Consider the following 26,638-nt stretch of genomic DNA (forward strand, 5'->3'; position numbering starts at 1 on the left):
CACGGCCGGCTGCTCAGCCGCCGCTGCGCAGGCGGCTTCCGCCCGTCGCCGAGGTGTGCACGGGGGTGGCCATTCCGGCACCGGCGAGATAGTCGAGGATGCCTTCCGTCACCTTCGAGGGAAGGGGCAGCGCGGAGGAGACCGCGTCCGGCGTGACGGGCCAGGCAAGCATCCCGACCACCCAGACCGCCTCCGGCCGGTGCAGCACCACGCGGTGCGGTGAGTCGGGCAACTCGAGGGCCACACCTGCCGGTTCGAGGGTGAAGGAGACTCCCGGCGGCAGGCGCACCTCCAGCAGCGAGGGCAGCCGCTCCGGAGTGAACGACGCGCACCGGGAGGCGGGCTGGACCGACAGCAGCGGGCCCTTGAGGTCGTCCAGGCCGAGCGTGCGCACCACCAGGTGGGACAGGCGGCTGAGCATGAGCATCAGGAAGAGATACGCGTTCGGGTCGGAGCCCGAACCGTTGCTCCTGACACCGGCGTTCACCAGCAGCACGGGGCCGAGCACCATGCGGCGCAGCGCCTCGCGCACGACGGGGCAGCCACCCTGCACGCGTTCCCTGCCCCAGCGGCCGGTCAGGACGATCTCGCTGTCGCTCTCCCCGGGCTCGACGACCACGTCTTCGGACAGCGACCACAGGTGCACCGGGCAACTGTCGGCCGGTAGCGGCACGATGGCCCCCTTTCACACGCATGCCTGCCAGTCAAGTATGCAAGCGCCCTGCGGCGGCGCGAAAGCTTTCCGATCACCTGCGCGGGGTGAAAATTTCATATCGCATGCTTCGGATTTCGAAGAAGGCGAAAGATGATTTCCGCCGTGCACCGCCGGGTATTCATGACGCCGGTCACAGAAGGCAGAGCCCGTGACGGACGTCACCGGCGGCCCGGCGCTGAATTGAGCCTTTCGCCCCAACTGCCCCTCAGGGCTTCAGTTTTTCTTCCCTGGTGCTACAGCGGAGTAGGAAAGTGTGAAGGCGTACTACGGCTTTCAGACCTTTCTTTCCGGCAGCCGTCGGACTGCCGGACAATGCCGCAGAGCAGAGGACCCTCATGACCATCGTCCCCAGACCCTCCGCCGTTCGGACACAGCGCCCCGGCGCGCTGCCCGCCTCCCTGCTGGGACCGCACCACCTGGTGCACCGGCCGGACACCCCGGAAGCCTTCCTGCTCCAGTCGACGCCGCCCGTCCAGCAGCAGTTCGCCTTCTCCGCCGAACTGCCCGGCGACCACCCGCTGTTCTGCGACGGCACCGCGGCGTTCCACGACCTGCTCTTCGCCGTCGAATCACTGCGGCAGACAGCCGTGTTCGCAGCCCGGCGCTGTTTCCGCATCCCCGAGAGCCGCCACATGGTCCTCACCTCCGGGACCACCGACATCACCGACATCGAGCCGTGGCGTCGTACGCCGGGCAGCGCACAGATCGCGCTCGACCTCCGCATCACTCCCGCCAACGTCGTCAACGGCATCCCGCACAACCTCGTCTGCCGCGCGGCCGTGGACATCGGCGGGGAGCGCTGTGGCACCGCCGACGCCCGCATCGCCTTCCCCACTCCCCTCGTCCACCGCCACCACTGGAACAAGGGCCGGCCCGAAAGCGCACACCACAGTGCCGCCGCACACCATGGCGCGCCCTCCGCGCACCACTCCCCCGCACCGGAGCGCATCGGACGGCGCTCCTCGCGCAACGTGCTGATCGGCGTGCCTGCGGAGAGCGCCCCCGGAACTCAGAGCGACGGCCTGACCTTCCCCGTCGACCTCCTCGCCGCCCGCCGGGTCCTCCCGGACGCCGCCGACGCGTTCACGTCCGCTCTCTTCCTCGAAGTCTCGCGCCAGGCCGCGCTGTTCACCGCGACGGAACTGCACGGCTTCAAGCCCGCCCACGCCGTCTTCTCGCACTGGCAGGCGTCCTTCCGCGGATTCACCGAGCCGGGACTTCCGCTGTACTGCACTGTCCGTCCAGCCGGCGGAGCAGCCCCCGCAGGGCTCCGCCGGGACGAGCAGCAACGTCCCGTCGCCGACTTCCAGCTCGCCTACACCCAGGGCGGACGTCTCGTCTCGGAGTCGTCCGTGAGCGTGCTGCAGGACTGCTGAGCACCTGCCCCCCGCCTTCTCCCGGCGGCACCTGCCCCGCCGGCTTCCCCCGAACTCCCCTCCCCAGTCCCCCCTGCCCAGATTCCGGGCGCCCTCGAAAGGCAGCACTCCGTGCGATTCCGCATTCTGGGGCCCGTGCACATGACGCCCCGCACCCCGTCCGCGGCCAAGCCTCGGGCGGTGCTCGCCACGCTGCTCGTGCAGAGCGGCAGCGTCGTGTCGGTCCACACCCTGATCGACGAACTGTGGTGCGCGGAGCCGCCGCGCACCGCCGCGACCACCCTTCAGGTCTACGTATCGCAACTGCGCAAGGCACTGCTGGAGGGCGACCCCGACGCGCAACAGCCCCTGGTGACGCGGCCACCGGGCTACCTGATGAACGTCGGTGAAGGCGAACTGGACCTGACGGTCTTCGAATCGCTGCGCGTGCAGGGCCGCGAGGCGTACGAGCAGCAGGACTACACCCACGCGTCCTCCCTGCTGGCCCGTGCACTCGGCCTGTGGACCGGTGCGGCCCTCTCCGGTGTGCCGCACGGGCCGATGCTGGAGACGAGCGCCGTACGGCTGGAGGAGCTGCGTACGGAGGTGCTGGAACAGCGCATCTCCGCGGACCTGCGTCTGGGCAGGCACCACGAACTGGTCGGCGAACTCATGGCGTTGGCGCATTCCCACCCCATGCGGGAGACCCTCCACGCGCACCTGATGGTGGCGCTGTACCGCTCGGGCCGGCAGTCGGACGCCCTCGCGGCCTACCACCGGGCACGCCGCGCGCTCGTCGAAGAGCTCGGAGTCGAACCCGGACCGGCGCTGAAGCGGCTGCTGGAGCGGGTCCTTGCCGCAGACCCCGCTCTCGCCTGGCACGAGCAGGGCCCGCGCGGCCCGGGCGGCACGGCGTCGCCCGCGGGGCAGCCGGCGGGCGGCGGGACGCAGGGCGGGGAGAGTCGGAGTGCGGCGGACGGGGAGCGGCCGGGCGCCCCGGGCGCTCCGCAGCCGGGTCCCGTGCTGTGGCTTCCGCCCCGCGTCGCCAACTTCACCGGACGCGCGGAGCAACTGGCCCTGGGCGCACGTGTCCTGGAGGGCGAGCCGTCCCCGGAGGACGCGGCTGAGGACCGGGCCCGGGTACTGGCAGTCTCCGGCCGGGTGGGTGCGGGCAAGACCGCGCTGGCCGTTCAGCTGGCCTACGAGACGGCGGAGCAGTTCCCCGACGGACGGGTACTGCTCCGGCTCCGGGACGCCGGCGGCCGGGCTGTCGACCCCACGCGGACGCTGACCACCCTGCTGCGGCGGCTCCGGCTCGGGGCGGGCGCGGAGGAGGCCGGACAGGCGGCGCCCGCCGACCGGGACTTGGAGGAGCTGTCCGACCATGTCCGAGCCTGTCTGCGGGGTCGCCGGATGCTCCTCGTCCTCGACGACGCCGTCTCGCAGGCGCAGGTACGGGCAGTGCTCTCAGCCGTACCGGACACCACTGTGATCGTCACGAGCCGCCGGGCGCTGGGCGGCCTCGAAGGCGCCCGGCATCTCGCGCTGGACGTCCTCGCCGCCGAGGACGCCGAGCGGCTGCTGGTCTCCTCGGGCGGACCGCAGACGGCCCGCGATCCGGCCGCCGTCGCCGAGATCGCCGAGCTGTGCGGCTACTTGCCGCTGGCTCTGCGCGTCGCGGCTGCCGCTCTGGCCGCCCGGCCGCACTGGACGGCCGCCGCTCTGGCCGGCCGCCTGCGCAACGAACGCGGACGGCTCTCGGCACTCGCACTCGGCGATCTCGACGTGCGCAGCAGTCTGCTGACCGCCCATCAGGACGTCGGGCCGGAACAGCAGCACGCCTTCCGGATGCTGGCCCTGGCACCGCAGCCCCACTTCGCGCCGTGGAGCGCCGCGGCGCTGCTCGCCACGGATGTCGCCGGGGCGGAGCACGAGGCCGAGGAACTGGTGCGGGGACATCTGCTGGAGGCGCGCCGGATTCCCGGTACCCGCAGGTCCGTACGGTACGGACTCCATCCGCTGCTGCGGTCGCTCGCGGTGGAGATGCTCGCCGCGGAGGCCACGCCCGGCAGCCCGGAGACGAGGGCGGCGGTGGAGAGGCTGGGACGTGCCTGTCTGACGCTGGCCCGGCACGCGGACAGCCGGCTGGCCCCGGGCCGGGACCGGCTGGCCCCCGCTGCCACGGCCGTTCGGCTGCCGGCACCGGAGGACGGGTGGGAACTCCCGGCGGCGGAGGTGAAGCGGCTGGTCGCCGGTCCGCCGCTGCAGTGGTTCCGTGAGGAGGCCGCGGGGCTGCTGGAGGCCGTGCGGCGGACGCACGGCGCAGGGCTGTGGCAGCTGACTGCCGCCCTGGCCTCCTCCCTCAGCGGCTACTACGAGGCGTGCGCCCTGTGGGTGGAGTGGGAGTCCAGCCACGAACTCGCTCTGGACGCCGCACGTCAGGCCGGTGAGGCACGCGCCGAGGCGGTGCTGCTGCGTTCGCTGGGCGACCTGGCATGGCAGCGTCACCAGGCCGGCCGGGCCGCGGACCGCTACCGCCTGGCCCGGCACTTCTTCACCCGCTGCGGAGACCGGACGGGCGCCGCACGCTGTCTCACCGGCGAGGCCGATGTGCTGCTGGGCCGGGGGCAGACGGCGCGGGCGGAGCAGCACTACGGCCACGCGTTGGAGACCGGACGCACGGAGGGCGACGCACGCGGTGCCATGGAGGCCCTGCGGGGCCTCGCCTTCGTGGAGTTGAGCGAGGGCCGGCCGGACGCGGCGCTCTCCCGGCTCGGCGAGTGCGAGGCGGCTGCCGAACTCGCCGGCGACACGCGGTGGCTGGAGTACGCGCGGCGCACGGCGGACCAGGCGCGGGCCGCCGCGGAGCAGGGCGGGCACGAGGCCTCCGGGCCGCTGTCCCTCGAAGTGCGGCCCGGCGTGTGGCTGATCCAGCCGCCACCGGCGGCCGGGAGTGCGGCGGCCTGAGCGGAGGCGGGGCGAGCCACCGGGGCGGCGGGCCGGGCGACGTCCCGGCTGGCCGCCCCGGGGTCACGCCTGGTCGCTGCCGGTGGGCCGCCCGCCCGGGTGCCGGTGCGCGCGTTCCCTCACGGGCGGCAGCGGATTGCGCCGCGTGGAGGTCAGGTCGCTCTCGAGGACGCCGAGCGCGGCGAGGGTGTACCAGGGCCGTACGGTCGACGGCCGGGGACCGGACTGGCGGGACTTACTCATGGTTGCCTCTCAGGGAAGACGCGGACGGAGTACCGGTGTCGGCCGGCTGCTGCGCCGGGTCCTGGCCCGGCCCGGTTCCTGCCGCCGCGGGTTGCCGTCCGCGGCCGGTGAACTGCAGTCGCAGCAGCGAGGAGAGCAGCCACCTCCGGGTACCACCGAGATGGGCGGGTGAACCGTGCACGTCGTCGAAAACCTTCACACGCACGTCACCCGGGGCCTGTTGCAGCAGGGTGTGCTCCCCGGCGGGGATGATCTCGTCACGGCTGCTGGCGACGTACCGCACGGGGATGCGCAGCGCGTCGATCACGTCGCCGGTCAGGGCGAACTCGCCCAGCAGTGAGCGCAGTTCGCCGGGGTTGGGTACGCCGGTCAGCCGGTGCAGGGTCTCGACGGTGATGCGGGGCACGCGCGGCCACCACTGCGCGTCGGTGAAGAACTGCGCGACGGGTGCACCGACTGTGAGCACTCTGCGGATGCGGGCGTCCTCGGCCGCCGCGCGCAGGGCGAGGTGACCGCTGAAGCTCAGGGCCATCAGGGAGGAGTCCCCGGTGCGGGCCCGGCCGGCGAGACGGTCGAGCAGGAACGGCAGCAGCCGCCAGGAACCCGGGTGGTAGGCGCAGGTGTTCTCCCCGACGCCGGGCAGTTCGCCCACGACCGCGGCGAAGCCGAGCCGCCGCAGCTTCGGCAGCAGCGGCGCCCACTGTTCCTTGACGCTGACGATGCCGCCCATGACGAGCAGCAGGGGCCTGGGACGCTTGTCGTCCAGGCCGGTGGCCCAGCAGACGATGTCGCCGTCGGGGTGCCGGAACTCGAGACGTTCGATGTCCCGCATCTCACGCCGCCATTCGTCGAAGGCGGACACGCACAGCTCCTGCGCGCGGCGCCGGTCGCTGCCCTCGTGGTACGGGAAGCGGGCGAGCGCGTAGTGGCGGCACGCGTCGAGGAGGTCGCCCCGGCGTGCCGAGACGTCGCCCTGGGCGGTCCACACGCGGGCCCACGAACGCGGGTCGCCCGGTGTGTCGTTGGTGATCTGCTCCAGGACGTGCGCGGCGTGTGCGGGCCGCATGCCCTGTCCGCGGGCGTGCAGGCGGGCGAATTCCTTCAGCTCTTGCAGGTGGTCCATTGCCTCACCGTCCGGATCCGGGGTTCGCAGGGGGCTGGGGCGCGCGCCCAGTGTCGGGGGACGGCCTTCAGTCCGCCTTGTACGGCGCGGGGGTGCGGCTTTCGGCGCTCTGAAGGAGTCGCGCGGCAGCGGGACACGCGCCGACATGCGGCGGACCGGCGGATCGGGGGGGGCCGGCGGGCCGGGGGTCAGCCGACGGATTCCTGCGCCGCGCCCGGGGTCTCCGACACGGCGTCCAGGACGGCCTCGTCGAGTGCCATGGACGCCGCGACGTCCCGTGCGGGGCCGAACCCGGCATCCGCCACGGCGATCCCGGCCGTGTGGCCGCCGTCGACCGGGCACGTGCGGAAGGTCCAGGCGCGGTCGAATCCGGCGGCGGGAGTGCCGTCGGGGAGGCACAGGGGCACGTGGGCCGCGGCTGCGTCCACCGGGAAGCCGAACTCGGTGAATCCGGCGCCCAGTCCGAGCCCTATGGCCTTGCTGTACGCCTCCTTCAGCGTCCACAGCCGGACCAGTGCCGCGTCCCGCTCGCGGCGCGGCAGGGCTTCGACCGCTCCCGCCTCGTGCGGTGTGCACGACTGACGGCACAGGCCCGGCCCGTACAGCGGACGGTCGCTGCGTTCGGCGTCCACTCCGATCACGCCGCAGGTGGCGAGTCCCACCAGGAGCAGACTGCCGGTGTGGCTGAGGCTGATCTGCACCGCGTCGTAGCCGGGCAGGTAGGGGCGCCCCGCAGGCGTGTACGCCAACTCCACGTCCTGCGGTGCGACTTGGATCACCGCCGCGACCGCGGCCTTCAGCAGCAGCCGCGAGGCGGCGAACCGTTCCCGTACCGCCGGGACGCGCAGGCTGCGGTAGCGCTCCCAGTCGCGGCGCCCCAAACGGGCGCGGAGGAAGGCGTCCTGGGTCCGCTGCGGCTGCGCAGCGGGCGCCCAGTCCTCCGTGCGGGAGTGCACCACTGCGTGTGCGTGCCCGGCCAGGTCAGTCCGCAGCCGGTTCCAGTCCCCCTCGGGTCCGGTGATCCGTACCGGCCGTACGAAGGTGCGGCCCGCGGGCTGCCTCCGGGCTGCCGTCATGGAAGTCCTCCAGGGTGAGCCGGACATGGCTCAGCACGTCGGCGGCCTCCGCTCCGTCGATCACCCGGTGGTCGAAGGTGAGGCCGAGGCGCATCACGGGCGCCGGCACGATGCGGCCCGCGCGCACCACAGGACGTTCGGCGATCTGCCCGGCGCACAAGGTCACCGCGGTCCCGCCGGCGGAGTGGAAACCGTCGACGGGACGGTGGCCGAGTGAGCTGACGGAGACGGTGCCGAAGAGTCCGGAGCGTCTGCGTGTGCTGCGCAGGGCCGCCGCGAAGACCGTACGGCCCAGCGGGGACGGCAGCCGCCCGAGCCTCCGTACGCCCCCGAACTCGGGCAGCTCCGCGGCGTCCTGACCGCGGTAGCGGTCCACGCGCTCCTGGATCTGGTCCAGGCCCGCGCTCTCCAGGCCGGGGACGAGGGCGGAGAGCACGGCGCGTTCGGAGCCGACGTCCCGGTCGAGGGCGAGCTTTCCGGTGACCGTGCCGAAGCGCATCACGCGTGGACGGCGCAGCGGCCCCGGCCAGCCGGGTGCCATCGCGGCGTTCGCCCGGGGATGGCGGTGCAGGGCACGGCCGGCCGCGAGGAGCAGGTAACTCACCACGGAGTAGCGGACGTCGTGCTCGCGGGCGGCGGCACGGTGCTGCTGGACGCGGGTCATGTCGACCTCGGTGTCCAGGTGCACCGGCCGCTGCCGGGCGGCCCACTCCAGGAAGTACAGGGTGTGGCGGCGGCGCGTCTCCACGACGGTGTGCACGCCGTCCCGCGGCTCCGGGCCGTCCGGCGGGGGCGCGCTCAATCCGCCACCGCCAGGTCGTAGATCTCCTTCAGGCTGCGCGCCTCCAGTACCTTCCCGACCGGCACCGCGCGGCCTGCGGCCGGTTCCAGCGCGGTGACGAGCTTGAGCAGGTGCAGGGAGTCCCAGTCGGGGATCTCGTCGAAGTCGGCGGTGATCTGGCCGGGTTCGACGGGCAGACCGAGCTCTTCGCTGACGAGCCGCGTGAAGTCGGCGAGGGTGAATCCGTCGGTGGTGCTGGTGCTCATATCTTCTCCAGGGCGAAGCCGGCTTTGATCCACTTGCTGGACTCGATCGCGACCGCGAGGGCCCGCTGGCCCGCCGCCATCTCGTCGAGCAGCTTCTCGATCTGCAGGAAGGGGAGGGCGTTTCCGTTGTTGCCGGTCTCGGCCACGCAGGAGACCTCCCTCGCTGTGGGCACGTCCAGCTGCTCGGTGATGAGGCGCGTCATGCGGCCCGAGAGCTGCGGCGGCAGCAGGAAGTCCAACTCCTCGGCCTGCCAGTCGAGTTCGCCGAGCAGCTCCCAAAGGATCTCGACGGCCATCACCGGGACGGACTCCTCGATGGCCTTGTAGTCCTCGGTGAGCGCCTGCCGGTCCTCGTACCGGTCGGCGAGCCCGAACCACTCGATGACCTGGCCCGGTTCGCGGTTGAGCCCGGTGAACCGGTTGAGCACCTCGCGCAGGGCGAGACGCTGTCCGCGCGGCTCGTCGGTGAGCACGGCGGCGCCCGCTCCGTCCCCGAACAGGACGAAGTTGACGAGGTCGCCCGGGGCCGCGCCGGACAAGTCCCGCTGGAGATCGAGGTGTTTGCTGCACACGTCGCCGCCGATGACGAGACCCGTGCGGTACTCACCGGAGGTGATCATGCTGCGGGCGACGCTCAGCGCCTGCACCGCACCGGCGCAGCCGGACTGGAGCTGGAAGGTGGGAACCTGGTCGAGACCGAGCTGGTCGGCGACATGGTTGACCGTGGCCGGCATCAGGGTGTCGGGCGTTGCGGTGCCCAGCACGATGAACTCGATGTCGCCGGGGTCGCAGCCGGGGGCCGCCAGGGCACGCTGCGCCGCCTGGGCGCACAGGTCGGCAAGCGACCAGCGCACTTCGCCCGTGCCCAGGTCCCGGGCGAAGTGCCGGGTCCTCGTGCCGATGAAGACCTCGATCCACTCCTCGTTGACGCCCAGCGTCTTGGCGAGTGCCGCGTTGTCGACCGGTTCGCCGGGCAGGGCCGTGCCGACCGAGGCCAGGTACGTCTGCCTGCGGCCGCCCAGCTCTCCGCCGGCGGGCCCGCCGGGGTTCCCCGGGCCGTCGTGGTGCGTCCCGTTCATGCCGTCCTCTCCTCGATGCCTGTGCCGGTGCCTGTGCCTGTTCCCGGGCCGGTGCCGGTTGTTCCCGTGCCGGTGCCGGTTGTTCCCGTGCCGGTGCCGGTTGTTCCCGTGCCGGTGCCCGCTGCCGGGTGCTCGCGCAGGAAGCCGATGAGGTCGTCCACGGAGGAGAGCCTCAACAGCAGTTCCTGCATGTCCAGTTCGGCACCGCCCGTGAGCTCCTCCTCGATGCGGTGCTTGAGTTCCATCACCATCACGGAGTCGAAGCCGAGGTCCTCGTAGAGCCGCTGGTGAGGGCCGAGTTCGGCGAGCGGGTAGCCGCCCACCTGTCCGACCGCGCGCAGGACAGCGTCGGCGACCGGGTCGGCGACCGGGTCGCCGACCGGGTCGGCGGAGGCCGCCGCGGAGGGCTGCGCCGGCGGCAGCACGCCCCCGGCACCCGGCACCTGGACGGCGACCGGCAGCGCCGCCTGCCCCGGCACGGCCCCCGCGTCGCTCTCGGCCGTCGCCGGGTCCGCCGCGGCGGCCCGTACGGGTCCGGCCGTCCAGTAGCGGTGCTCGGTGGAGAACTCGTAGGGCGCCAGCCGTTGCAGTGTCCGCTCCCCCGGCCCGTACACCGCGTCCCAGTCGGGTTCGAGACCGTCCTGGTAGAGCGCCGCCAGCGCGGCGGCAAGGTCCCGGCCGCCGGAGCCCTCACCCTTGACGGGCACGGCGACGGCCGGACGGCCGGCGGACGCCGCCGCCCCGGCACCGAGACGGCGCGCGAGGGACGTGAGCGTGGGCTGGGGGCCGATCTCCACCAGATGCGTCGGACTGTCCGTCAGCATCGCCGCGGCGGCGTCCGCGTACAGGACCGGAGCGGCGATGTGCGCCGTCCAGTAACCGGCGTCCAGGGCCTCGCCGTCGAGCAGACGGCGGCCCAGCACCGTGGAGTAGAACGGAAGCCGGGGCGCGGCCCCGCCGACTTCGCGGGCGACCTCGGCGAACTCCTCGATCATCGGCCGCATCAGCGGCGAGTGGAAAGCGTGGGAGACCTTCAGCCAGCGGGTGCGTACGTGCTCCGCGCCGAGCTCCTTCTCGATCTGCTCCAGCGCCGGGATGTCCCCGGCCAGGACCACCGCCTGCGGCCCGTTGTCGACGGCGATGCTCACCCAGGGCTCGTCGGCGACGCGCTCCGCGAGAGCGTCCCGCCCGGCGCGTACGGCCAGCATCCCGCCACCCGCGGGGAGTTGCTGCATCAGCCGACCCCGCGCCGCGACCAGCCGGGCGGCGCCCTCCAGCGGAAGGGCACCGCTGAGACAGGCGGCGGCGAACTCGCCGACGCTGTGGCCCAGTACGAGATCCGGACGCGCCCCGAGCGCGCGGAGGGTGGAGCCGAGGGCGTATCCGGCGGCGAAGAGCGCGGGCTGCGTCCACTCGGTGCGGTGTATCTCCTCGCCGGTGCCGAACATCACCTCGCGCACGGACGTGTGCGTGTGAGGCATGAGTGCCGCGTCCGCCTCGTCGAGGAAGCGGCGGTAGAGCGCCGAGTCCCGGTGGAGGCCGGCGGTCATGCCCGCGTACTGCGAGCCCTGTCCGGTGAAGAGGAAGCCGATGCGCTGCCCGGCCGCGGTCCCCGTGTGCCTCTTCAGCGTCTCCTCGTCCTCGGCCGCGGCGCGCAGCAGACCGGAGAGCTCCCGGGTGTCGGAGGCGGCCACGGCGAAGCGGTGACGGTGCCCCTGCTTGACGCTGTTGCTGGTCCAGCACAGCGCGCCGAGGGGCGCCCGCCGGGCGGCGACGGCGTCCGCCTGCGCCCGCAGGTTGCGGCGCAGTGCCTCGGGTGTGGGGGCCGTGAGCGTGAAGACGCCGGCGCCGGCGCCGCCGGTCTCCCCGCGTTCGCCGGCGGCCGCCGGGGACGGAGCGGCCGGCGCCGACTCCAGCACGGCGTGCGCGTTCGTACCGCCCATGCCGAAACTGCTGAGCCCTGCGACGGTGGGTCCGGCGGGCAGCCGCAGCGGCGCCTTGAGCAGCCGCAGGCCCTGCTCGCGCAGGCGCAGGGCCGCGCTCTCCTTCGCGGCGAACCTGCTGGCCGGAACGGTCCGGTGGTGCAGGGCCAGCGCCACCTTGATCAGGCCGGCGACTCCGGCGGCGCCCTCGGTGTGCCCGAGGTTGCCCTTCACCGATCCCAGCGCCATGGGCTTGCCGGTGCGCCCCGCGTGGTGGTGACCGAGTGCCTTGACCTCCATCATGTCGCCGAGTGCGGTGCCGGTGCCGTGCCCCTCGGTGAACGTGACGTCCGAGGGCTCCACACCTGCCCTGCGGTAGGCGGCTTCGACGACCTCCTGCTGGGACCAGCGGTTCGGGGCCGTGATGCCGTTGCTGCGGCCGTCCTGGTTGACGGCCGTGCCGCGGATGACGGCGTACACGCGCTGCCCGTCGGCGAGGGCGTCCTCCAGCCTGCGCAGTACGACGGTGCCGACTCCTTCGCCCCGGCCGATGCCGTCCGCCTGCGAACTGAAGGGTTTGCAGCGGCCGTCGGGCGCGGAGAGACCCGCCTGCGTGTAGAAGATCGACAGTGCCGGTGTGAGCGCGAGGTTGACACCCCCGACGATCGCCTGGCCGCACTCCCCCGCCAGCAGCGCGTTGACCGCGAGGTGCGCGGCCACGAGCGACGAGGAGCAGGCGGTGTCGACGGCGAGGCTGGGGCCCTTCAGGTCGAGGTGGTAGGAGATCCGGTTGGCCGTCATGCAGTAGCCGTTGCCGGAGCCGACCTGAGCGGTGACGCGGGGGTAGTCGGTCAGGTGCAGCTGCGCCCACTCGTTGCTCATGATGCCGACGAAGACGCCGGTGTCGGAGCCCTTCAGCCGGTGGGGCGCGACGCCCGCGTCCTCCACGGCACGCCACGCGGAGTGCAGCAGCAACCGCTGCTGCGGGTCCATGGCGGCGGCCTCGCGGGGGGAGACGGTGAAGAACTCGTTGTCGAAGACGTCCGGGTCGGCGATGAAGCCGCCCTCGGTGGTGTTCGTACGTCCTTCGGCGCCGTCGGGCGAGTGGAAGTCCCCGGCGGCCCAGCGCTGCGGCGGTACGTGGCCGACCCCGTCCCCGGAACGCATCAGCATGTCCCAGAAACCGGCCGTGTCGGGCGCGCCGGGAAAGCGGCAGTCGATGCCGACGACGGCTACCCGGCCCATCAGGCCGCTCCCGGCCCGGCCGCGAACTCCTCCAGCAGATGCCCGGTCAGTGCCTCCACCGTCGGGTAGTCCCAGGCGACGGTGGGCTCCACGACGAGGTCGAAGTCCTCCTCGATGTCGCCGCAGAGGCTGAGCGCCGCCACCGAGTCGAGTCCGTACTCGGCGAGAGGCACGGTCGGGTCGATCTCCCCGGCCGGGCGCTGCAGGTAGCCCGCGATGCGCTCGATGATCCAGGTGGACAGCGACTGGGCGGTGGGTCCGGTCGTGGGTACGGACATGGTGAACTCCTCGGCGGGGATCGGTGGTCGAGCGGGAAGTGGCCGTGGCGCGGGGCGGAACCGGCCCGATCGGGGCGCTGCGCCCGGGCAGGGCCGGGCGGTCAGCCGGCCAGCGGGGTGTCGTACAGGTCGTAGCTGCGTTGCTGCTCGAATCGGCGCAGCACTTCCCGGTGGATGCTCTCCTCGCACTGCGGGGGAAGTTCCGGCGGCCGCCGGCCGAGACGCCGTGCGAGCCGGTGGAGTGCGGCGGCGAGCCACGCCGGGTCGGCGAGGAACCCGCCGTCGCGGCGGGCCTGTTGCCACACGCCGATCGCGGAGGCGGCGGCGAGCAGCACCGTGTACCGGTCGGCGAGGGCGAAGGCGGCGGGGCGGGCCAGTGCGGTGCGGTCCGTGGCCGCGAGAGCGCGGCTCTGCTCCTGGACCTTCCGCAGCTCCCCCACCATGCCGAGAGCGAGGTCCCGTACGGACTGCTCCTGCGGTGTGCCGCCGGGCAGTTCGTCGACGGCCGCGACGAGCGTGGCGCTCAGGGAGTCGCTGCCGGCGGTGAGGGTGAGCCGGCCGAAGGGGATGCCGGGCAGGTCCTCGCGGAGTGCGAACAGCTCCGGCGGCGCCGGCCGGGAGGTGAACCAGGACCGTCTGGCCAGCCGGGACAGCTGCGGGATGATCGTGGCCTGGCACGCCGCGGACCCCGCGTGTCCGAGGCTGAGCACCGGAAGGTCGCGGATGTGCTTCTGGAAGATGCCGAACTCGCCCTCGCGGACGTAGTAGCGCGCGCCCAGGACCACCGCGAGCTCGTTCATGGTCTCGCTGAGCATCCGCGGCACGAGGTACTTCACCGCCGCCGCATAGACGCTGGTCTCCTCGGGCAGCAGGTGCACCGCGCGGGAGGCCGCCAGCGAGAGGCTGTCGCAGACGAGCAGGTCGGTGAAGGCGCCGCTGAGAGTGGCCCTGGCGTGCGGGATCTCGAGCACCGTCCGGCGGTAGAGGTGACGGCGGGCTGCGAACCGTACGACGGTGCGCAGTGCCGTGTCGGCCGCGCCCAGTGCCATTCCCGGCATGGCGGTGCGGGTGATCTGGAAGGCGCGCAGGGCGACTTCGACGCCTTTGCCCGTCTCCCCCACGAGGTCGGAGGCGGGCACGGGACAGTCGTCGAAGTCGAGTCCGGTCAGGTGACAGCCGCGTACGCCGACGCTGTCGTAGCGCGGAAGCACCCGGTACCTGTGGGGGTCGCAGGAGTCGCGTGCGGTGAAGAACACGGAGTGGCTGCGGCTGCCGGGCGCGGGGTCGGTGCGGCTGAAGAGCACCCAGGCGGCGGCGCGTCCCGCGTTGTTGATGACCTGCTTCGAGCCGTGGAGCAGGTGTCCGCCGCCGGCGGAGGGCCGGGCGGTGAACTCGTTGCGCACGAAGTCGTTGCCGTGGGCGAGTTCGTGGTAGGCGACGGAGACCTTGCCGCCGCCGAGCAGCAGCTGGGCCATGCGGCGGCGTTGCTCGTCGTCCCCGGCCGCCCACACGTTGACGGCCGCCATGAAGGAGGTGACTCCGTAGCCCAGTCCGAGCGCGACGTCGCGGCGGAAGACGGGACGCAGCACCCGCACCAGGCTGTCGATCCGCTCCAGGCGTCCGCCCTGTCCGTACGGCACGAAGTCGGCGTTGAGCATCACCTCGTCGAGGAGGCGTTCGCCCGGTTCCGAGAGCTCACCGGCCTCGTCCGCCTCCAGCAGACGTGCGTACGACACCTCGTTGCGCTCGTCGGTGGGGTCGCCGAAGGCTGCCTCCAGCACGGCGACCCGGGCCTCGGCCCGCGCCTCCTGGCCGGCGGGCGCGGCGCTCTCGTCGTTGGCCCCGTGCGCGGAGGCCTGCCGCGGCCCCGCGGCCTCGATACCGGTCGGCATTGCGTCCTCTCAGCTTCCTGGGGTGGGCTCGTCCACGGACCGCTGAGGGTCCGCGGACGGCGTAGGGGCCGTTGCGGGCAGGCGCTGCGGGAACAGCGCGAACAGCTCGCCCGAGCGGCGCAGTTCACGCATCCGCTCCAGCAGGGCGTCGTAGGCGGCGGGGTCGTCGCAGCCGGGTTCGCCGAGCCGCACCAGCAGCCGGTCCAGCGCGGTGCGCAGCCACAGGCCGTCCTGCCACAACGGGTGCGGGCCGCCGTCGGACGTACGGGCACGGGCGGCGTTGTGCGTCCACAGACCCAGGCACGCCGCCGCCGCGTAGCACAGCGTGTAGCGGCGGGCCGTCTCGAACGACGCGGGCGGCACGTCGCCCACGACGAGCGGCTGGGCGGCCATCTCGGCGTGCAGCCGGCCGGCGACGGCGAGCAGCCGTTCCGCCGCGCGTGCGGCGGCGCTCAGAGCCGGATCTCCGGCGGACTGCCGCTCCAGTTCCCGTACGGAGTCCCCGAGGGTGGCGAGGACTCCGCTGCCGCGGCGCGCGACGAGCGAGAGCGCCGCGGGGTCCATCTCGGGCAGCGGCGCGGAGAGGTCGAAGGCGGCCCTCGCGCCCGCCGCGTCCCCCGTGCCGCGTTCGAAGCCGCGGGCGAGTGAACGGAACTGGCTCACCAGGGAGTTGAGGTTGACCAGGGTGTTGCCGTCGAAGAGACCGACGATGCGGTGGTCACGCTCGGCCTTCTGGAACATGCCCTGGGCGTACACGCCCTTGAGGAAGGCGCGGGCGCCGAGCAGCCTCGTCACGGCGGCGAAGACGTCCTCGGTGCCGCTGGGCAGCAGGTACTTCGTCACCGCGGAGGTCAGGCTCATCTCCGCCGTCTGCGTGTGCACCGCCCGCGAGGCCACCACTGCCAGCGCCTCGTGCGTCAGCACGTCCGCCGCCGCCTCCGCGAGCACCTGGCGTGCCTGCGGGAGCTGGACGAGCCGGCGCCCGTACAGCTCACGTTCCTCGACGAAGCCGAGTGCGAGCCGGAGCGCATGGTCCGCGGCCCCGAGGGACAGCGCGGCGCACATCGTACGGGTCAGCTGAAGTGCCTTCAGGACGGTCTCGATGCCGCCGCCCTCGGCGCCCACCAGCGCCTCGCGGGGCACTTCCGCACCGTCGAGGACGATGCCGGAGATGTCCGCGCCGCGGATGCCGTGCGTGCGCACCTTCGGCAGGTGACGGTAACCGCCCTCGTGCAGCCTGCGCTTGTCGACGAGGAGCACGCTGAAGCCGCGGGGACCGCCGCCCGGATCGGTGCGGGTCAGCAGCGAGAGCACGGACCCGCGGGTCGCGTTGTTGATGAGCCACTTCTCACCGCTGACGCTCCACCCGGCTCCGGGCGCGTCCCGCCGCCCCTGCACCTCGTTGGCCAACAGGTCGCTGCCGTGGGCCCGTTCGGTCAGCGCGAGGGAGACGGGGACGCCGGCCGTCACCTCGCGGCCGAGGCGGCGGGCCTGTTCGTCCGTGCCGGCGACCCAGACGCACACCGCGCCGAGGTAGGTCTTGCCGTGCCCGACGGCGACGGTCAGGTCACGCCTGGCGACGCTGCGCATGATCTGGAGCAGCTGCTCGTAGTCGCCCAGCCACCCGCCGTGCCGCTCGGGCACGTAGTAGCCGGGCAGGCCCCATTCGTCGAGGCGGCGGCAGATCCCGGCGGGGAACTCCTCCTTCTCGTCGAGTTCCACGCAGCGCGCGTAGGAGAAGTCCCCGGCCGGGTCCAGGGGGTCGCCCAGGAACCGGTCCAGGTCCTCCGCCAGCCGGTACGGCGGGTGTTCCATGTCAGACCACCGGCGCCGGAGAACGGTCCGCGGAACGGGCGAGCAGTTCGCGGACGGCCGGTTCCAGGACCTCGTGCAGCGGGGTGAGCGCACCCTCCAGGAAGAGCTTGCGCATCAGTGTGCGCTGGATCTTGCCGCTCGTGGTCTTGCGGACGGTTCCGGGACGTACGAGGACGACGTTGCCCGCGGGCACGTTGAACTCCCTGCTGACGCGCCGCTGGATCTCACCGGCGGCGGAGGGCAGGTCCCCGCTCAGCGCGCTGGCCCGCACCTCCTGTACGACGACGAGGTGTTCGCGGTCGCTCTCGACGGAGAAGACCGCGCCGGACCCGGCGTTCAGTGCCTTCTCGCCTGCCTGCACGACGCGTTCGACGTCCTGCGGGTACAGGTTGCGCCCGGAGAAGATGATCAGTTCCTTCAGCCGTCCGGTGACGTACAGCTCGCCGTCGTCGAGGGCGCCGAGGTCGCCGGTACGGAGCCAGCCGCCGCCGTCCTGGCCGTTCCCGCCGGAGGAGGCGCCCTCGATCACCGCGTCGAAGATCTCCTTGTTCGTCTCCGGGCTCTTCCAGTAGCCCGTCGCGACGCTCTCGCCCTTGAGCCAGATCTCGCCGACGCTCCCGCGGGGGCGTTCCCGCCGTGTCTCCGGGTCGACGATGCGGATCTCGAAGTCGTCGCAGGCGCCGCTGCTGACGAGCGTCCGGGACGTCTCGCCGGCCTGGGGCGGGGCGAGTTCGCCGCCTTCGAGTCCCGCTGCGTCGACGTCGCGGAGCACGGGCCGGGTGCCGCGCGGCGCGCCGGAGACCAGCAGCGTCGTCTCGGCCATGCCGTAGCAGGGGAAGAAGGCCTCCGGCCGGAAGCCGGCCGGGGCGAAGCGCTCCGTGAAGGCGCGTACGGTCTCGGCCCTGATCGGCTCGGCGCCGTTGACCGCCGAATGCCAGCGGCTCAGGTCGAGGGTGGCGAGCTGCTCGTCGGTGACGCGGCGCAGGCACAGCTCGTACGCGAAGTTGGGGCCGCCGCCGATCTGGATCCCGTATTCGCCGATCATCTCCAGCCACCTGTGGGGCCGCTTGAGGAAGGAGACCGGCGACATCAGCACGGACCGGGCGCCCATGTAGAGGGGCTGGAGTATGTGCCCGATCAGGCCCATGTCGTGGTAGAAGGGCAGCCAGCCGCCGATCGTGGAACCGCTGGTGGAGCGGACCACGCGGTGGATCGTCTCCTCGTTGGCCAGCAGATTGCGGTGGGAGACCATCACTCCCTTGGGGTTGCTGGTCGAGCCGGAGGTGTACTGCAGGAAGGCCAGGCTCTCCGGGGCGACGGTGGGCTCCGTGTAGGCCGCCGGGTCCGCGTACCCGGCCGAGTCGGTCGCCAGGCACAGCACGTCGGTCATGCCCTCGGCCGCCAGCCATTCGCCGATGGCGGGAGCGTTGGCCGAGTCGGTGAGAACCGCGCGGGCCTCGGAGTCCCGGAGGATCCCGGAGACGCGGCTGAAGTGCTGGCCCTGCTCCGTCGGCAGCGGCGCGGGCACGGCCACGGCGCCCGCGTAGAGGCAGCCCGTGAACGCCTTGATGAAGGCGGTGCCCGTCGGATAGAGCAGCAGCACCTGGCGTCCGGACGCGCCGTGCTCCTGAAGCCACGCGGCCGTGCGGCGGGCCTCCTGGTCGAGCAGTGCGTACGTGAGGTGCTCCGGGCCCGAACCGCCCGTGCCGTCCGGGAGAAAGACGAAGGCGTCCTCGGCGCTGTGCGCGGCTGTGCGCGCCAGGACCAGTTCCGTGAAGGTGCGGAAGCTTGTCGACATCGTTCCCAGGCCTCTCCGAGATCCGCTGGCTGAGCGCCGGCGAGGGGATGTGCGGGTGACTGATCATGCTTTCGAGCGCTAAGGGGGCGCTTGTGCCCCCGGCTCCCCGGGCGCGCCCGGGGGTCGGCGTACGGCCGTGCGACCGACGGGAGGATCCGCCGGACGTCGGCGGTCCGGTGTCCGGTGTCAGTCCCCGGGACGCTCCTCCACGAAGGACGCGGTGAGCGTCACGTGGCCCGGGGGCGGGGGCAGTTCGCAGAGGTCGTGGCGGAAGAGGACCTCCGTCTCCGACTCCTGGACCGCCGCGAATCCCATCGAGGGGTAGAAGCCGCGTACGCGGTGGTTCTTGGCCGTCGGCAGGTACCGGGCCTGCACCCCGCTGAGGCCGCTCTGCTGCGCGTGGGCCAGCAGAGCACCCAGCGCGGCCTGTTCGATGCCCCGTGCGAAGACGCGGCAGCTGAGCAGCATGTTGTCGAGGTGCAGTACGTCCTGCCGCCGTGCGGCAAGCAGCGCACCGACGACGCCGTTGTCCCCGAAACGGTCCTGCGAGCGGACGGCGAGGACCATACGGTCCGGGTCGTGCGCCTGCTCCCGTACGGCGTCCGGCTGGAGCCGCTGCGTGGTCATGTTGAACTGGTTGGTGCGCAGGGTCATCTGGGACACGCGGTTCAGTTCGTGGCCGGACGCAGGCGACACGGAGACCCGCACGTCCAGGTCCCGCAGGTAGTCCTCCATGGACCCGGCACTGTCGAGCAGCGTGCGGCGCTCGGCGTCGGAGCGGTACTGCGCGGTGCGCCCCCTGTCCTCCGCCGTCAGTTCCCGTACGTCGAACCAGCCGTCGGCCAGCAGACGTTCGATGTGCAGAGCCGGCTCCTCGTTCAGCCGCACCACCGCCACCCCGGGAAGGGAGGAGGCGACGAGACCGCACTCGAAGGGCGAGTCGTCGGCGAAGACGAAGCTGTCCGCCCCGAGGTTCAGACGTTCGGCGATCTCCCGCAGATTCCCGTCCTTGGGCTCCCAGTTGGCGCTGACGCGGACGAAGTCCTGTTCGCGCAGCACCATGTCGGGGTGGTCCCGCAGCACCTGGAGCACGGGTTCGCTGTCGTTCTTGCTGCACACCGCGAGCAGCACGCCCTGCGAGCCGAGCTGCCGGACGGTCCGCTGGAAGGCGCCGAACGCCTCGCCGCGGTAGGTCGCCGCGACGGCGATGCCCTCGGCGCCGTCGTCGCCGAGCACTCCGTCCCACAGGGTGTTGTCCAGATCCACGACGAGCACCTTCTTGGTGCGGCCCAGCAGCGTACGGGCGCAGTGGCCGGCTTCGCGGGCGTAGCGGCCCAGCAGTTCCTCGCCGAGGTGGACCTTGGCGTAGGCGGCCAGCCGGGGGTCGCGGACGGGGCCTCCCTCCGCGGCCAGTACGTCCATGTCCACGACGTGCACGCGCTGGTGCGTGAGGGCGAGCCGGAGAATCCCGGCGTTGAACTCCCGCCACAGCGCGGCCAGTTCCGTGCGGGACCGGAGGTCGACGAGCTGGTGCGTGTAGTGGCGCAGCAGCGGCAGTGTGTTGAGTACGAGCGTGCCCGCAGCCTCTCCGGCCCAGCGCCCGGCCAGCCCGTCCAGCAGTTCGAGCTTCGCCTCGACGGTCTTGTGGACGTCCTCCACCCCCCAGCGGGAGGGGAGTTCACCGAAGACGATCCCGGCGTCGAGCACGCACAGCGCGAGGTCGGTGCCGGGCGCGTACAGGGGGCTGCCCGTGTCCCGCAGGTCCCGCTGCCATGTGCCGAACTCGCCCGGAAGGCAGCGCAACGGGACGCCGTGACGGGCCAGTTGAGCCGTGAGGGCCGGGGTGAGGGCATCGACCGTGGAGGAGCCGGTGACCGCCGCGGTCACGCATCTCACGTCGGGATGGTGTTCGAGGATCTGCTCCGGCGGCACCTGGGCCAGCAGCCGCCCGGCACGGGCCAGTTCCGCGAACCGGCCGTCGCCCGGGTCGAGTTCGGCGAGGAGCGGCGCCACAGAGGGGTATTCGGCGGCGAGCAGGCCCGCCGCGTGCAGCTCCCGCAGCCGCTCCAGGGGCGGCCTCCGCCCGGTGGCCGTGGGCTCCGCCGATGCTGCTGGTGCTGTCACGGCCACTTCCTTCGCGTCACTGGTTCCGAGTCCGGCCGCCGGCACGCGTGGCCGCCGCGCACAGCCCGGTACGGCTGTCGCGCCGAGTGTGCGCGGGCGTTCTTAAGTGGGCCTTGTGCTCGCTCACGCCTGCCCTGCAAGCACTCCTTTAGGGAGGGGCCGGAGCATCGGCCGACCCCTTCCTGAAAGGCAGCACGGAGATGACAACAGAGCTGACCGCACAGGTGTGCGTCGTGGGAGGCGGCCCGGCCGGACTGACACTCGCCGTGGAACTCGCCAAGCGTTCGGTCTCCGTCGTGGTGCTGGAGCAGAGCAGGCACTTCGACCGGTCCTTCCGCGGCGAGTCGGTCTCGCCCGACTCCGTCTGGCTGCTGGACGAACTGGGGCTGCTGAAGCGGCTCGAAGGCGAGTACCAGCAGATGCACCACATGGAGATCGAGGACGCCGGCAGCACCGTGCTGCGGGCCGACTTCGCCGACTTCACCTACCCCCACCCGTATCCCGTGGAGATGCCGCAGCCCGCCCTGCTCTCGGCGCTGGCCGAAGCGGGCGGACAGCACGAGGAGTTCACACTCCTGCGCCGTGCCACCGCGATCGGCCTCGTACGCGACGGGGACGGCCCTGTCACGGGCGTGGAGGCGCGCACGCCCGACGGCACGGTGACCGTGCGCGCGGCGCTGACCGTCGCCGCCGACGGCCGTTTCAGCAAGGTGCGGGAGATGGCCGGGATGCCGTGCACCAGGGTGCCCCTGGAGCGGGACGTGATCTGGCTGAAGCTGCCCTTCCCGTCCGAGTGGGACGACCGTACGTACCGCATCCGCATCCGGGGCGACCAGCACGCGCTGTTCCTGCCGACCCGGCCGGACAGCGTGCGGGTGGGGTTCAACATCCCCAAGGGCGGCCTGAAGGAGCTGCGTTCGCAGGGGCTCCCCGCACTCTACGAACGTCTGGACCGGCTGGCGCCGGAACTCTCCGACGCCGTACGCCAGGAGGTGCGCAGCTGGTCGGACACCTCGATGCTGGACATCTTCACCACGCTGGTCCCGAAGTGGTCCGTGCCCGGTCTGACGCTCGTCGGCGACGCGGCCCACACCCTGACGCCCATCCTGGGGCAGGGCGTCAACCACGCCATCATCGACGCCGTGACACTGGCACCCCTGGTGCAGGAGGCGCTGGCGGACGGCGGCGGCGCGGACCGGCTGCTGCGCGCGGGCGAGCAGTTCCAGCAGATGCGTGAAGCGTCCGTGGCGGGGTCGCGTGGCCTCCAGCTCCGCCAGGAGCGGCTGTTCGCGCTGCACGGGCCGCTCGGCGGCCTCTTCCGCCGGACGCTCTACCGTACGGTCGGACGCAGCAGGGCGCTCACCCAGCGCGTGCTGGCTCAGGCGTACTTCCAGCTGCAGAAGCCCGGGCCGCACGTCGCCCGCAAGCAGTCCGGATCCGAGGCGCTCCCGCATCAGTGAGACGGCGCCCCCTGCGGCGCGGCCGGAACGCGACGGCGGCCCGGGACCCTTCTCAGGGGTCCCGGGCCGCCGTCGTCCCTCCCGGGTGGAGCGCAGGCCGGCATGGGGGGGGTAGCCGGCCTGCGCGGTCAGCGGGGCCGGCCGTCCGGTCGGCGCAGCCCGTGTCCGAGGACGCGGTCGACGCAGATGTGTCCGAGCCAGGCCAGCCCGAAGGTGAAGGGCGCGGCGACGGTCGTGTTCGGCGTGGGCGCGAACGACAGGGCCACCAGCAGCACCAGTGGGATCAGCGGCCGGTGCAGCAGGTTGTAGACGCCGACCATGCGGGGCGGCATCTGCCCCCGTTCACGCGGCCCGCTCCCCGCACCCAGCAGGAACGACAGGTCGGGGACGAGGATCCCCAGCACCGCCATCGGGATCGACCAGCCGCCGTGCTTGACCCCCTCGAACACCGCCCAGAACAGCAGGAAGGCACCGAGGGCCGCCCAGGCCAGCCGGGCCGGCCACGCGACGGGACGCTCGGAAGTACCGCTCCCGGAACCGCTCCCGGAATCGCTGCTCGTCACGGTTCTCTCTCCTCAACTCCAGGCGGAACGGGGGCCGTCGGCGTCGTGGCCCGGATCACCAGGTGACGGGCAGCCGCGTCAGGCCGTGCACCATCATCCCTGTGGACATGCGCAGATTCGCGACGTCCTCGGCAAGACGCAGGTCGGGGAAGCGGCGGAGCAACGACGACAGCACGATCTGGAGTTCGGCCCGTGCCAGCGCCGCCCCGAGGCAGAAGTGGGCACCGTGCCCCAGCGCCACGTGGCTCGTCGCGGAGGGCCTGGCCGGGTCGAACCGGTCCGCCGGGCCGTCGGTGAACTGCTCGGGATCGCGGTTGGCGGAGCAGATGGCCGCGAGCACCGCGCTGCCCTTCGGGATGACCGTTCCCCCGAGCTCGACGTCCTCCAGGGTGACCCGCAGCGGACCGCCGTCGCCGATGGGGTTCATCCGCAGCAGCTCCTCCACCGCGTGTTCCATCTTCTCCGGGCTCTCCCGCAGCGCGTCCAGGTGCTCCGGGTGACGCAGCAGCGTCAGCACACATGTGCCGATCATGCTGACGGTGGTCTCGTGACCGGCCACCAGCAGCGTGATGCCCATGGTGATCAGCTCGTGCTCGCTGAGGCTGCCCTGCTCGTCGTGCGCGGAGACCAGCGCCCCGAGCAGGTCGTCGGTGGGCTCCTCGCGCTTGCGCTGCACCAGCGCGGCCAGGTACTCGACCATGGACTTGCGCTGCGCCAGGGACTCTTCGGGCGTGTGGGAGGTGAGCGAGACGAACGCGTCGGACCAGGCGCGGAAGCGGTCACGGTCCTCGAACGGCACGCCCAGCAGCTCGCAGATCACCATCACCGGCAGCGGGAAGGCCAGTTCGGTGTTCAGGTCCGCCGGCGGGGAGAGCTTCTCCATCTTGTCCAGCAGGTCGTCGGTGAGCTCCTGGATACGGGGACGCAGGTTGTGCACCCGGCGGGCCGTGAACTCCCGCGAGACGAGTTTGCGCAGCCGCGTGTGCTCCGGCGGGTCCATGGTGAACAGGCCGCCCGCCAGCGGCGGGGTCTTGGACAGCTGCGGCGCACCCGGCTCGACGGTCGCGGCCCGGCTGAAGCGCAGGTCCGACAGCACGGTCCGCACGTCGTCGTAGCGGGAGACGACGTAGCCGTCGTCGCCGCTCGGCAGCCGGACGTGCGCCACCGGGCACTTGGCCCGCAACTCCTCGTACACCGGCGGTACTTCGACCGCGGAGGGCCGGTGGAAGGGGTAGGTGTACTCGGGTTCGGCGCTGGCGCCGCCGCCGGTTCCGGTGCTGGTCTCGGTCGCCATGAAGGGTCTCCTGACGCGGGATCGTGAGGTGGAAGTGGGCGTTCGGACGTGGGAGTGGGCGTGGGAGTGGGCGTGGAAAGGGCCGCGCGACGCGGTGCGGGCGGGCTCGGTCCGGGTGCCGGGAGCCCGCTCGCCATGGGGCCCTGACGGTCAGGCGGAGGTGCCTGCCGGTGCTGTCTCCGGCTGGGGGCTCCGCCCGGACGCGAGGGGGTCGGCGGCACCGTCGGCGTGAGTGACCTCCCCCGCCGACGGTTGCCGCCCCGGCGGCTCCATCCGGTCCAGGCGCAGTGCCTGATGCAGCCTGCGCAGTGGAGCGGGCGCCCACCAGTTGGTGCGGCCCAGCAGCGCCATCAGGGAAGGCACCAGCAGGGCGCGTACGAGGGTCGCGTCGATCAGCACCGCGAAGGCAGTCCCCAGACCCAGCTCCTGGACGAGGACCAGCCGGCCCAGCGCGAGCGCGCCGACGGCGACGCAGAACAGCAGCGCGGCGGAGGTGACGATCGGGCCCGTACGGGCGAGCCCGTCGGCCACCGCCGCACGGTCGCCGAGACCCGACGCCTTCGCCTCCTTGATCCGTCCGAGGAGGAAGACGTTGTAGTCCGTGGACAGTCCGAAGGCGAGCGCGAAGACGAGCACCGGTGTGGTCGTCTCGATGCCGCTCTGCGCGGCGAAGCCGAGATTGCCGTCCTGGAAGACCCACACCAGGAAGCCGAGGGCCGCGCCCGTGGAGAGGACGTTCATCAGCAGCGCCGCGAACGGCAGCAGGGCCGAGCCGGAGAAGGCGAACAGAAGCAGCAGCGTCACCAGCGACAGCACGCCGACGGCCAGGGGCAGCCGGTCCTTGATGGAGTCCTGCTGGGCGAGGAGGTCCGCGGTCAGACCCGTGTAGCGGGCCGGGTGCGGGGCGTCCAGGTCCTGCACGGAACGGGCGGCGTCCTGCGCGGTGTTGCCGAGGGGGGCTCCCGCGAGTACGGCGTCGATCTCCCAGTGGCCGTCGTCGAGCCGGAAGGGCCTGCCCACATCGCGCACGCCGGGTACGTCCGCGATCTCGTCGCGGTAGGCGGCGAGTTCGGAGCCGTCGCGCGGGGTGTCCAGAACGATCTGCAGCGGGGACGTGGTGGGCTCTTCGAAGTCCCGCTCGAGAACTGCCGCCGTGTGACCGGCACTTGTGCCCGCCGGGAGCATGCCGGCGTCGGCTCCGGTGAAGCGCGCCCCGGCCACCGGGGAGGCGATCGCCAGCAGCACCGCCGTCGCGACGACGGCGAGGACCGCCGGGCGGCGCATCACCGCGGAGGCGATCCGGTGCCAGCGGTCCCCGGCCGCCTCTCCCGCGCCGGCGGTGCGCTGCCAGCGCCGGGGAGCGAGGGAGTCGATCCTGCGGCCGAGCACCGCCAGCAGCGCGGGGAGCCCCAGCAGCGCGAACACCGCTGCGGAGATCACCGTGATGACGCCCGCCAGGCCCATCGAACGCAGATAGGGCTGGGGGAATACCATCAGCGCCGCGAGCGCCGCGGCGACGGTGAGAGCGCTGAAGAGCACCGTGCGTCCAGCCGTGGCGACGGTACGGCGTACGGCCTCCGCTCCCGGGCCGCGTTCGGCGATCTCCTCGCGGTAGCGGGAGACGATGAGCAGCCCGAAGTCGACGGACAGGCCGAGTCCGAGGGCGAAGGCGAGACTGAGCGCTCCTGTCGAGACGTCCATGAAGCCGGTGGCCAGCCGGAGCCCTGCGAGGGTGAGCAGCAGGGACACCACGGAGCCGAGCAGCGGGACGAGGGCCGCGACGACTCCGCGGAAGACGAGGAAGAGCAGCACGAGGATCACCGGGAAGGCGAGCCCCTCCGCCATGGCGAGGTCCTCGTTGGAGACCTCGGCGACCTGTACGTGCCCGGGGGTGGGACCACCCAGCCATACCTTGCCGCGCAGCACGGGATCGTCCTTGATCGCCTGCTGCAGCTCCTTCTCCGCGTCGACGGTCGCGGCGTCGGTCATGGGCCGCACCGCGCCCATGACGACCGTGCTGCGCGCGTCCTCGGAGATCAGTGCCGCGTCGCCGGCGGAGGAGTAGTCGACGACCTTCTTCACCTCGGGCCGCTCGCGCAGCAGCCGCGCTGCCGCGGTCACGGCCCGGGGGCGTGCGTCCTCGGCCGACAGCGGCGCGTCCGTGCGGACGAGGAGGGCGTAGCCCTGCTGGGCGTCGATGCCCGTGGCCGACTCGATGACTTCGCGGGCGGCGACGTTGGGACCGTGCGGATCGTCGTAGTCCGAGAGGCCGTTGGTCAGTCTGCTCTCCACGCTGCCGCCGAAGTAGCCGGCCACGAGGGCGGCCAGCACCGCCAGCAGCAGGCTGACGCGCCGACGCGCGTGCAGTACGGAGCCCAGGGCAGAGAACATGGAGAGTCACACCTTCCGTCGTTGCGCCGAATCTCGCGGAGGGTGCTTTAGCCCCGCTGTAGCGCGGCGGGACCGGCCGGCGCTCCCGGCCCTCCGGCCCGCCCCCGGACCGGCCCGTCGGACAGATCCCCCGGACGGCCTCCCGCACAGGCCCGTCGCGGGGCCCGGTGCGGGGGCCCGTCGCGGGGGCCCGGTGCGGTCCGGGTGCGGGACGCGGCGGGGCCGCAGCGCAGGCATCCCGGCGCTGCGGC

The 26,638-nt window shown here is 72.6% G+C and carries 19 protein-coding genes; 3 read left to right on the plus strand and 16 right to left on the minus strand.

Going from position 1 to position 26,638, the window contains the following annotated elements; genetic code table 11:
• Window positions 1-13: 13 nt before the first annotated feature.
• Window positions 14-673, minus strand: a complete 660-nt coding sequence (locus ACFPA8_RS24940; RefSeq protein WP_386452037.1) for an NADH oxidase — start codon at window positions 671-673, stop codon at window positions 14-16.
• Between the two features lie 377 nt (window positions 674-1,050).
• Here ACFPA8_RS24940 and ACFPA8_RS24945 point away from each other — a divergent pair, with 377 nt between their 5' ends.
• Window positions 1,051-2,091, plus strand: a complete 1,041-nt coding sequence (locus tag ACFPA8_RS24945; protein ID WP_386452039.1) for an AfsA-related hotdog domain-containing protein — start codon at window positions 1,051-1,053, stop codon at window positions 2,089-2,091.
• A 111-nt stretch (window positions 2,092-2,202) separates the two neighbouring features.
• A complete protein-coding gene (locus ACFPA8_RS24950) occupies window positions 2,203-5,037 on the plus strand; it encodes an AfsR/SARP family transcriptional regulator (protein WP_386452041.1) in 2,835 nt (944 codons plus the stop codon).
• A 63-nt stretch (window positions 5,038-5,100) separates the two neighbouring features.
• On the opposite strand, the gene ACFPA8_RS24955 is transcribed toward ACFPA8_RS24950, so the two are convergent.
• From ACFPA8_RS24955 to ACFPA8_RS25010, 12 genes are all read right to left on the minus strand, one after another.
• Window positions 5,101-5,280 (minus strand): hypothetical protein, encoded by a 180-nt coding sequence (locus ACFPA8_RS24955; RefSeq protein ID WP_386452042.1) that lies wholly within the window; start codon window positions 5,278-5,280, stop codon window positions 5,101-5,103.
• Window positions 5,273-6,403 carry an alpha/beta hydrolase gene (locus ACFPA8_RS24960; RefSeq protein ID WP_386452043.1) on the minus strand — a complete coding sequence of 377 codons (1,131 nt, stop codon included), beginning with the start codon at window positions 6,401-6,403 and terminating at the stop codon, window positions 5,273-5,275. Before ACFPA8_RS24960 ends, ACFPA8_RS24955 begins: the two co-directional genes overlap by 8 nt.
• Window positions 6,404-6,591: 188 nt before the next feature.
• Window positions 6,592-7,479, minus strand: a complete 888-nt coding sequence (locus tag ACFPA8_RS24965; RefSeq protein WP_386452045.1) for a 4'-phosphopantetheinyl transferase family protein — start codon at window positions 7,477-7,479, stop codon at window positions 6,592-6,594.
• The gene (locus ACFPA8_RS24970; protein ID WP_386452047.1) at window positions 7,385-8,281 is read right to left on the minus strand and encodes a 2-oxo acid dehydrogenase subunit E2; all 897 of its coding nucleotides are present in this window, start codon (window positions 8,279-8,281) and stop codon (window positions 7,385-7,387) included. Before ACFPA8_RS24970 ends, ACFPA8_RS24965 begins: the two co-directional genes overlap by 95 nt.
• A complete protein-coding gene (locus ACFPA8_RS24975; RefSeq protein ID WP_386452049.1) occupies window positions 8,278-8,526 on the minus strand; it encodes an acyl carrier protein in 249 nt (82 codons plus the stop codon). Before ACFPA8_RS24975 ends, ACFPA8_RS24970 begins: the two co-directional genes overlap by 4 nt.
• The gene (locus ACFPA8_RS24980; protein WP_386452051.1) at window positions 8,523-9,605 is read right to left on the minus strand and encodes a 3-oxoacyl-ACP synthase III family protein; all 1,083 of its coding nucleotides are present in this window, start codon (window positions 9,603-9,605) and stop codon (window positions 8,523-8,525) included. The genes ACFPA8_RS24975 and ACFPA8_RS24980 overlap by 4 nt, the downstream gene beginning before the upstream one ends.
• Window positions 9,602-12,772 carry a type I polyketide synthase gene (locus ACFPA8_RS24985; protein WP_386452053.1) on the minus strand — a complete coding sequence of 1,057 codons (3,171 nt, stop codon included), beginning with the start codon at window positions 12,770-12,772 and terminating at the stop codon, window positions 9,602-9,604. Before ACFPA8_RS24985 ends, ACFPA8_RS24980 begins: the two co-directional genes overlap by 4 nt.
• A complete protein-coding gene (locus ACFPA8_RS24990; protein ID WP_386452055.1) occupies window positions 12,772-13,050 on the minus strand; it encodes an acyl carrier protein in 279 nt (92 codons plus the stop codon). The genes ACFPA8_RS24985 and ACFPA8_RS24990 overlap by 1 nt, the downstream gene beginning before the upstream one ends.
• Window positions 13,051-13,151: 101 nt before the next feature.
• Window positions 13,152-14,942, minus strand: a complete 1,791-nt coding sequence (locus tag ACFPA8_RS24995) for an acyl-CoA dehydrogenase (RefSeq protein WP_386452057.1) — start codon at window positions 14,940-14,942, stop codon at window positions 13,152-13,154.
• 9 nt (window positions 14,943-14,951) lie between these two features.
• Window positions 14,952-16,757: an acyl-CoA dehydrogenase family protein gene (locus tag ACFPA8_RS25000; protein ID WP_386452059.1), complete on the minus strand. Its 1,806-nt coding sequence runs from the start codon at window positions 16,755-16,757 to the stop codon at window positions 14,952-14,954.
• Window position 16,758: 1 nt separating this feature from the next.
• Complete coding sequence (locus ACFPA8_RS25005) at window positions 16,759-18,555, minus strand: fatty acyl-AMP ligase (RefSeq protein ID WP_386452061.1); 1,797 nt, start codon at window positions 18,553-18,555, stop codon at window positions 16,759-16,761.
• Window positions 18,556-18,741: 186 nt separating this feature from the next.
• Window positions 18,742-20,679, minus strand: a complete 1,938-nt coding sequence (locus ACFPA8_RS25010; RefSeq protein WP_386452062.1) for an HAD-IIIC family phosphatase — start codon at window positions 20,677-20,679, stop codon at window positions 18,742-18,744.
• Window positions 20,680-20,879: 200 nt separating this feature from the next.
• Here ACFPA8_RS25010 and ACFPA8_RS25015 point away from each other — a divergent pair, with 200 nt between their 5' ends.
• Window positions 20,880-22,139, plus strand: coding sequence for an FAD-dependent oxidoreductase (locus ACFPA8_RS25015; protein WP_386452064.1), 1,260 nt, complete (start codon window positions 20,880-20,882; stop codon window positions 22,137-22,139).
• Window positions 22,140-22,267: 128 nt separating this feature from the next.
• On the opposite strand, the gene ACFPA8_RS25020 is transcribed toward ACFPA8_RS25015, so the two are convergent.
• From ACFPA8_RS25020 to ACFPA8_RS25030, 3 genes are all read right to left on the minus strand, one after another.
• Complete coding sequence (locus tag ACFPA8_RS25020; RefSeq protein ID WP_386452066.1) at window positions 22,268-22,702, minus strand: DUF4260 family protein; 435 nt, start codon at window positions 22,700-22,702, stop codon at window positions 22,268-22,270.
• 55 nt (window positions 22,703-22,757) lie between these two features.
• Window positions 22,758-23,996: a cytochrome P450 gene (locus ACFPA8_RS25025; RefSeq protein WP_386452068.1), complete on the minus strand. Its 1,239-nt coding sequence runs from the start codon at window positions 23,994-23,996 to the stop codon at window positions 22,758-22,760.
• A gap of 150 nt (window positions 23,997-24,146) precedes the next feature.
• Window positions 24,147-26,387 carry an MMPL family transporter gene (locus tag ACFPA8_RS25030; RefSeq protein WP_386452070.1) on the minus strand — a complete coding sequence of 747 codons (2,241 nt, stop codon included), beginning with the start codon at window positions 26,385-26,387 and terminating at the stop codon, window positions 24,147-24,149.
• Window positions 26,388-26,638 lie beyond the last annotated feature (251 nt).

The sequence above is a fragment of the Streptomyces ovatisporus genome (assembly GCF_042653885.1).
GTDB classification, from domain to species: Bacteria; Actinomycetota; Actinomycetes; order Streptomycetales; family Streptomycetaceae; genus Streptomyces; species Streptomyces ovatisporus.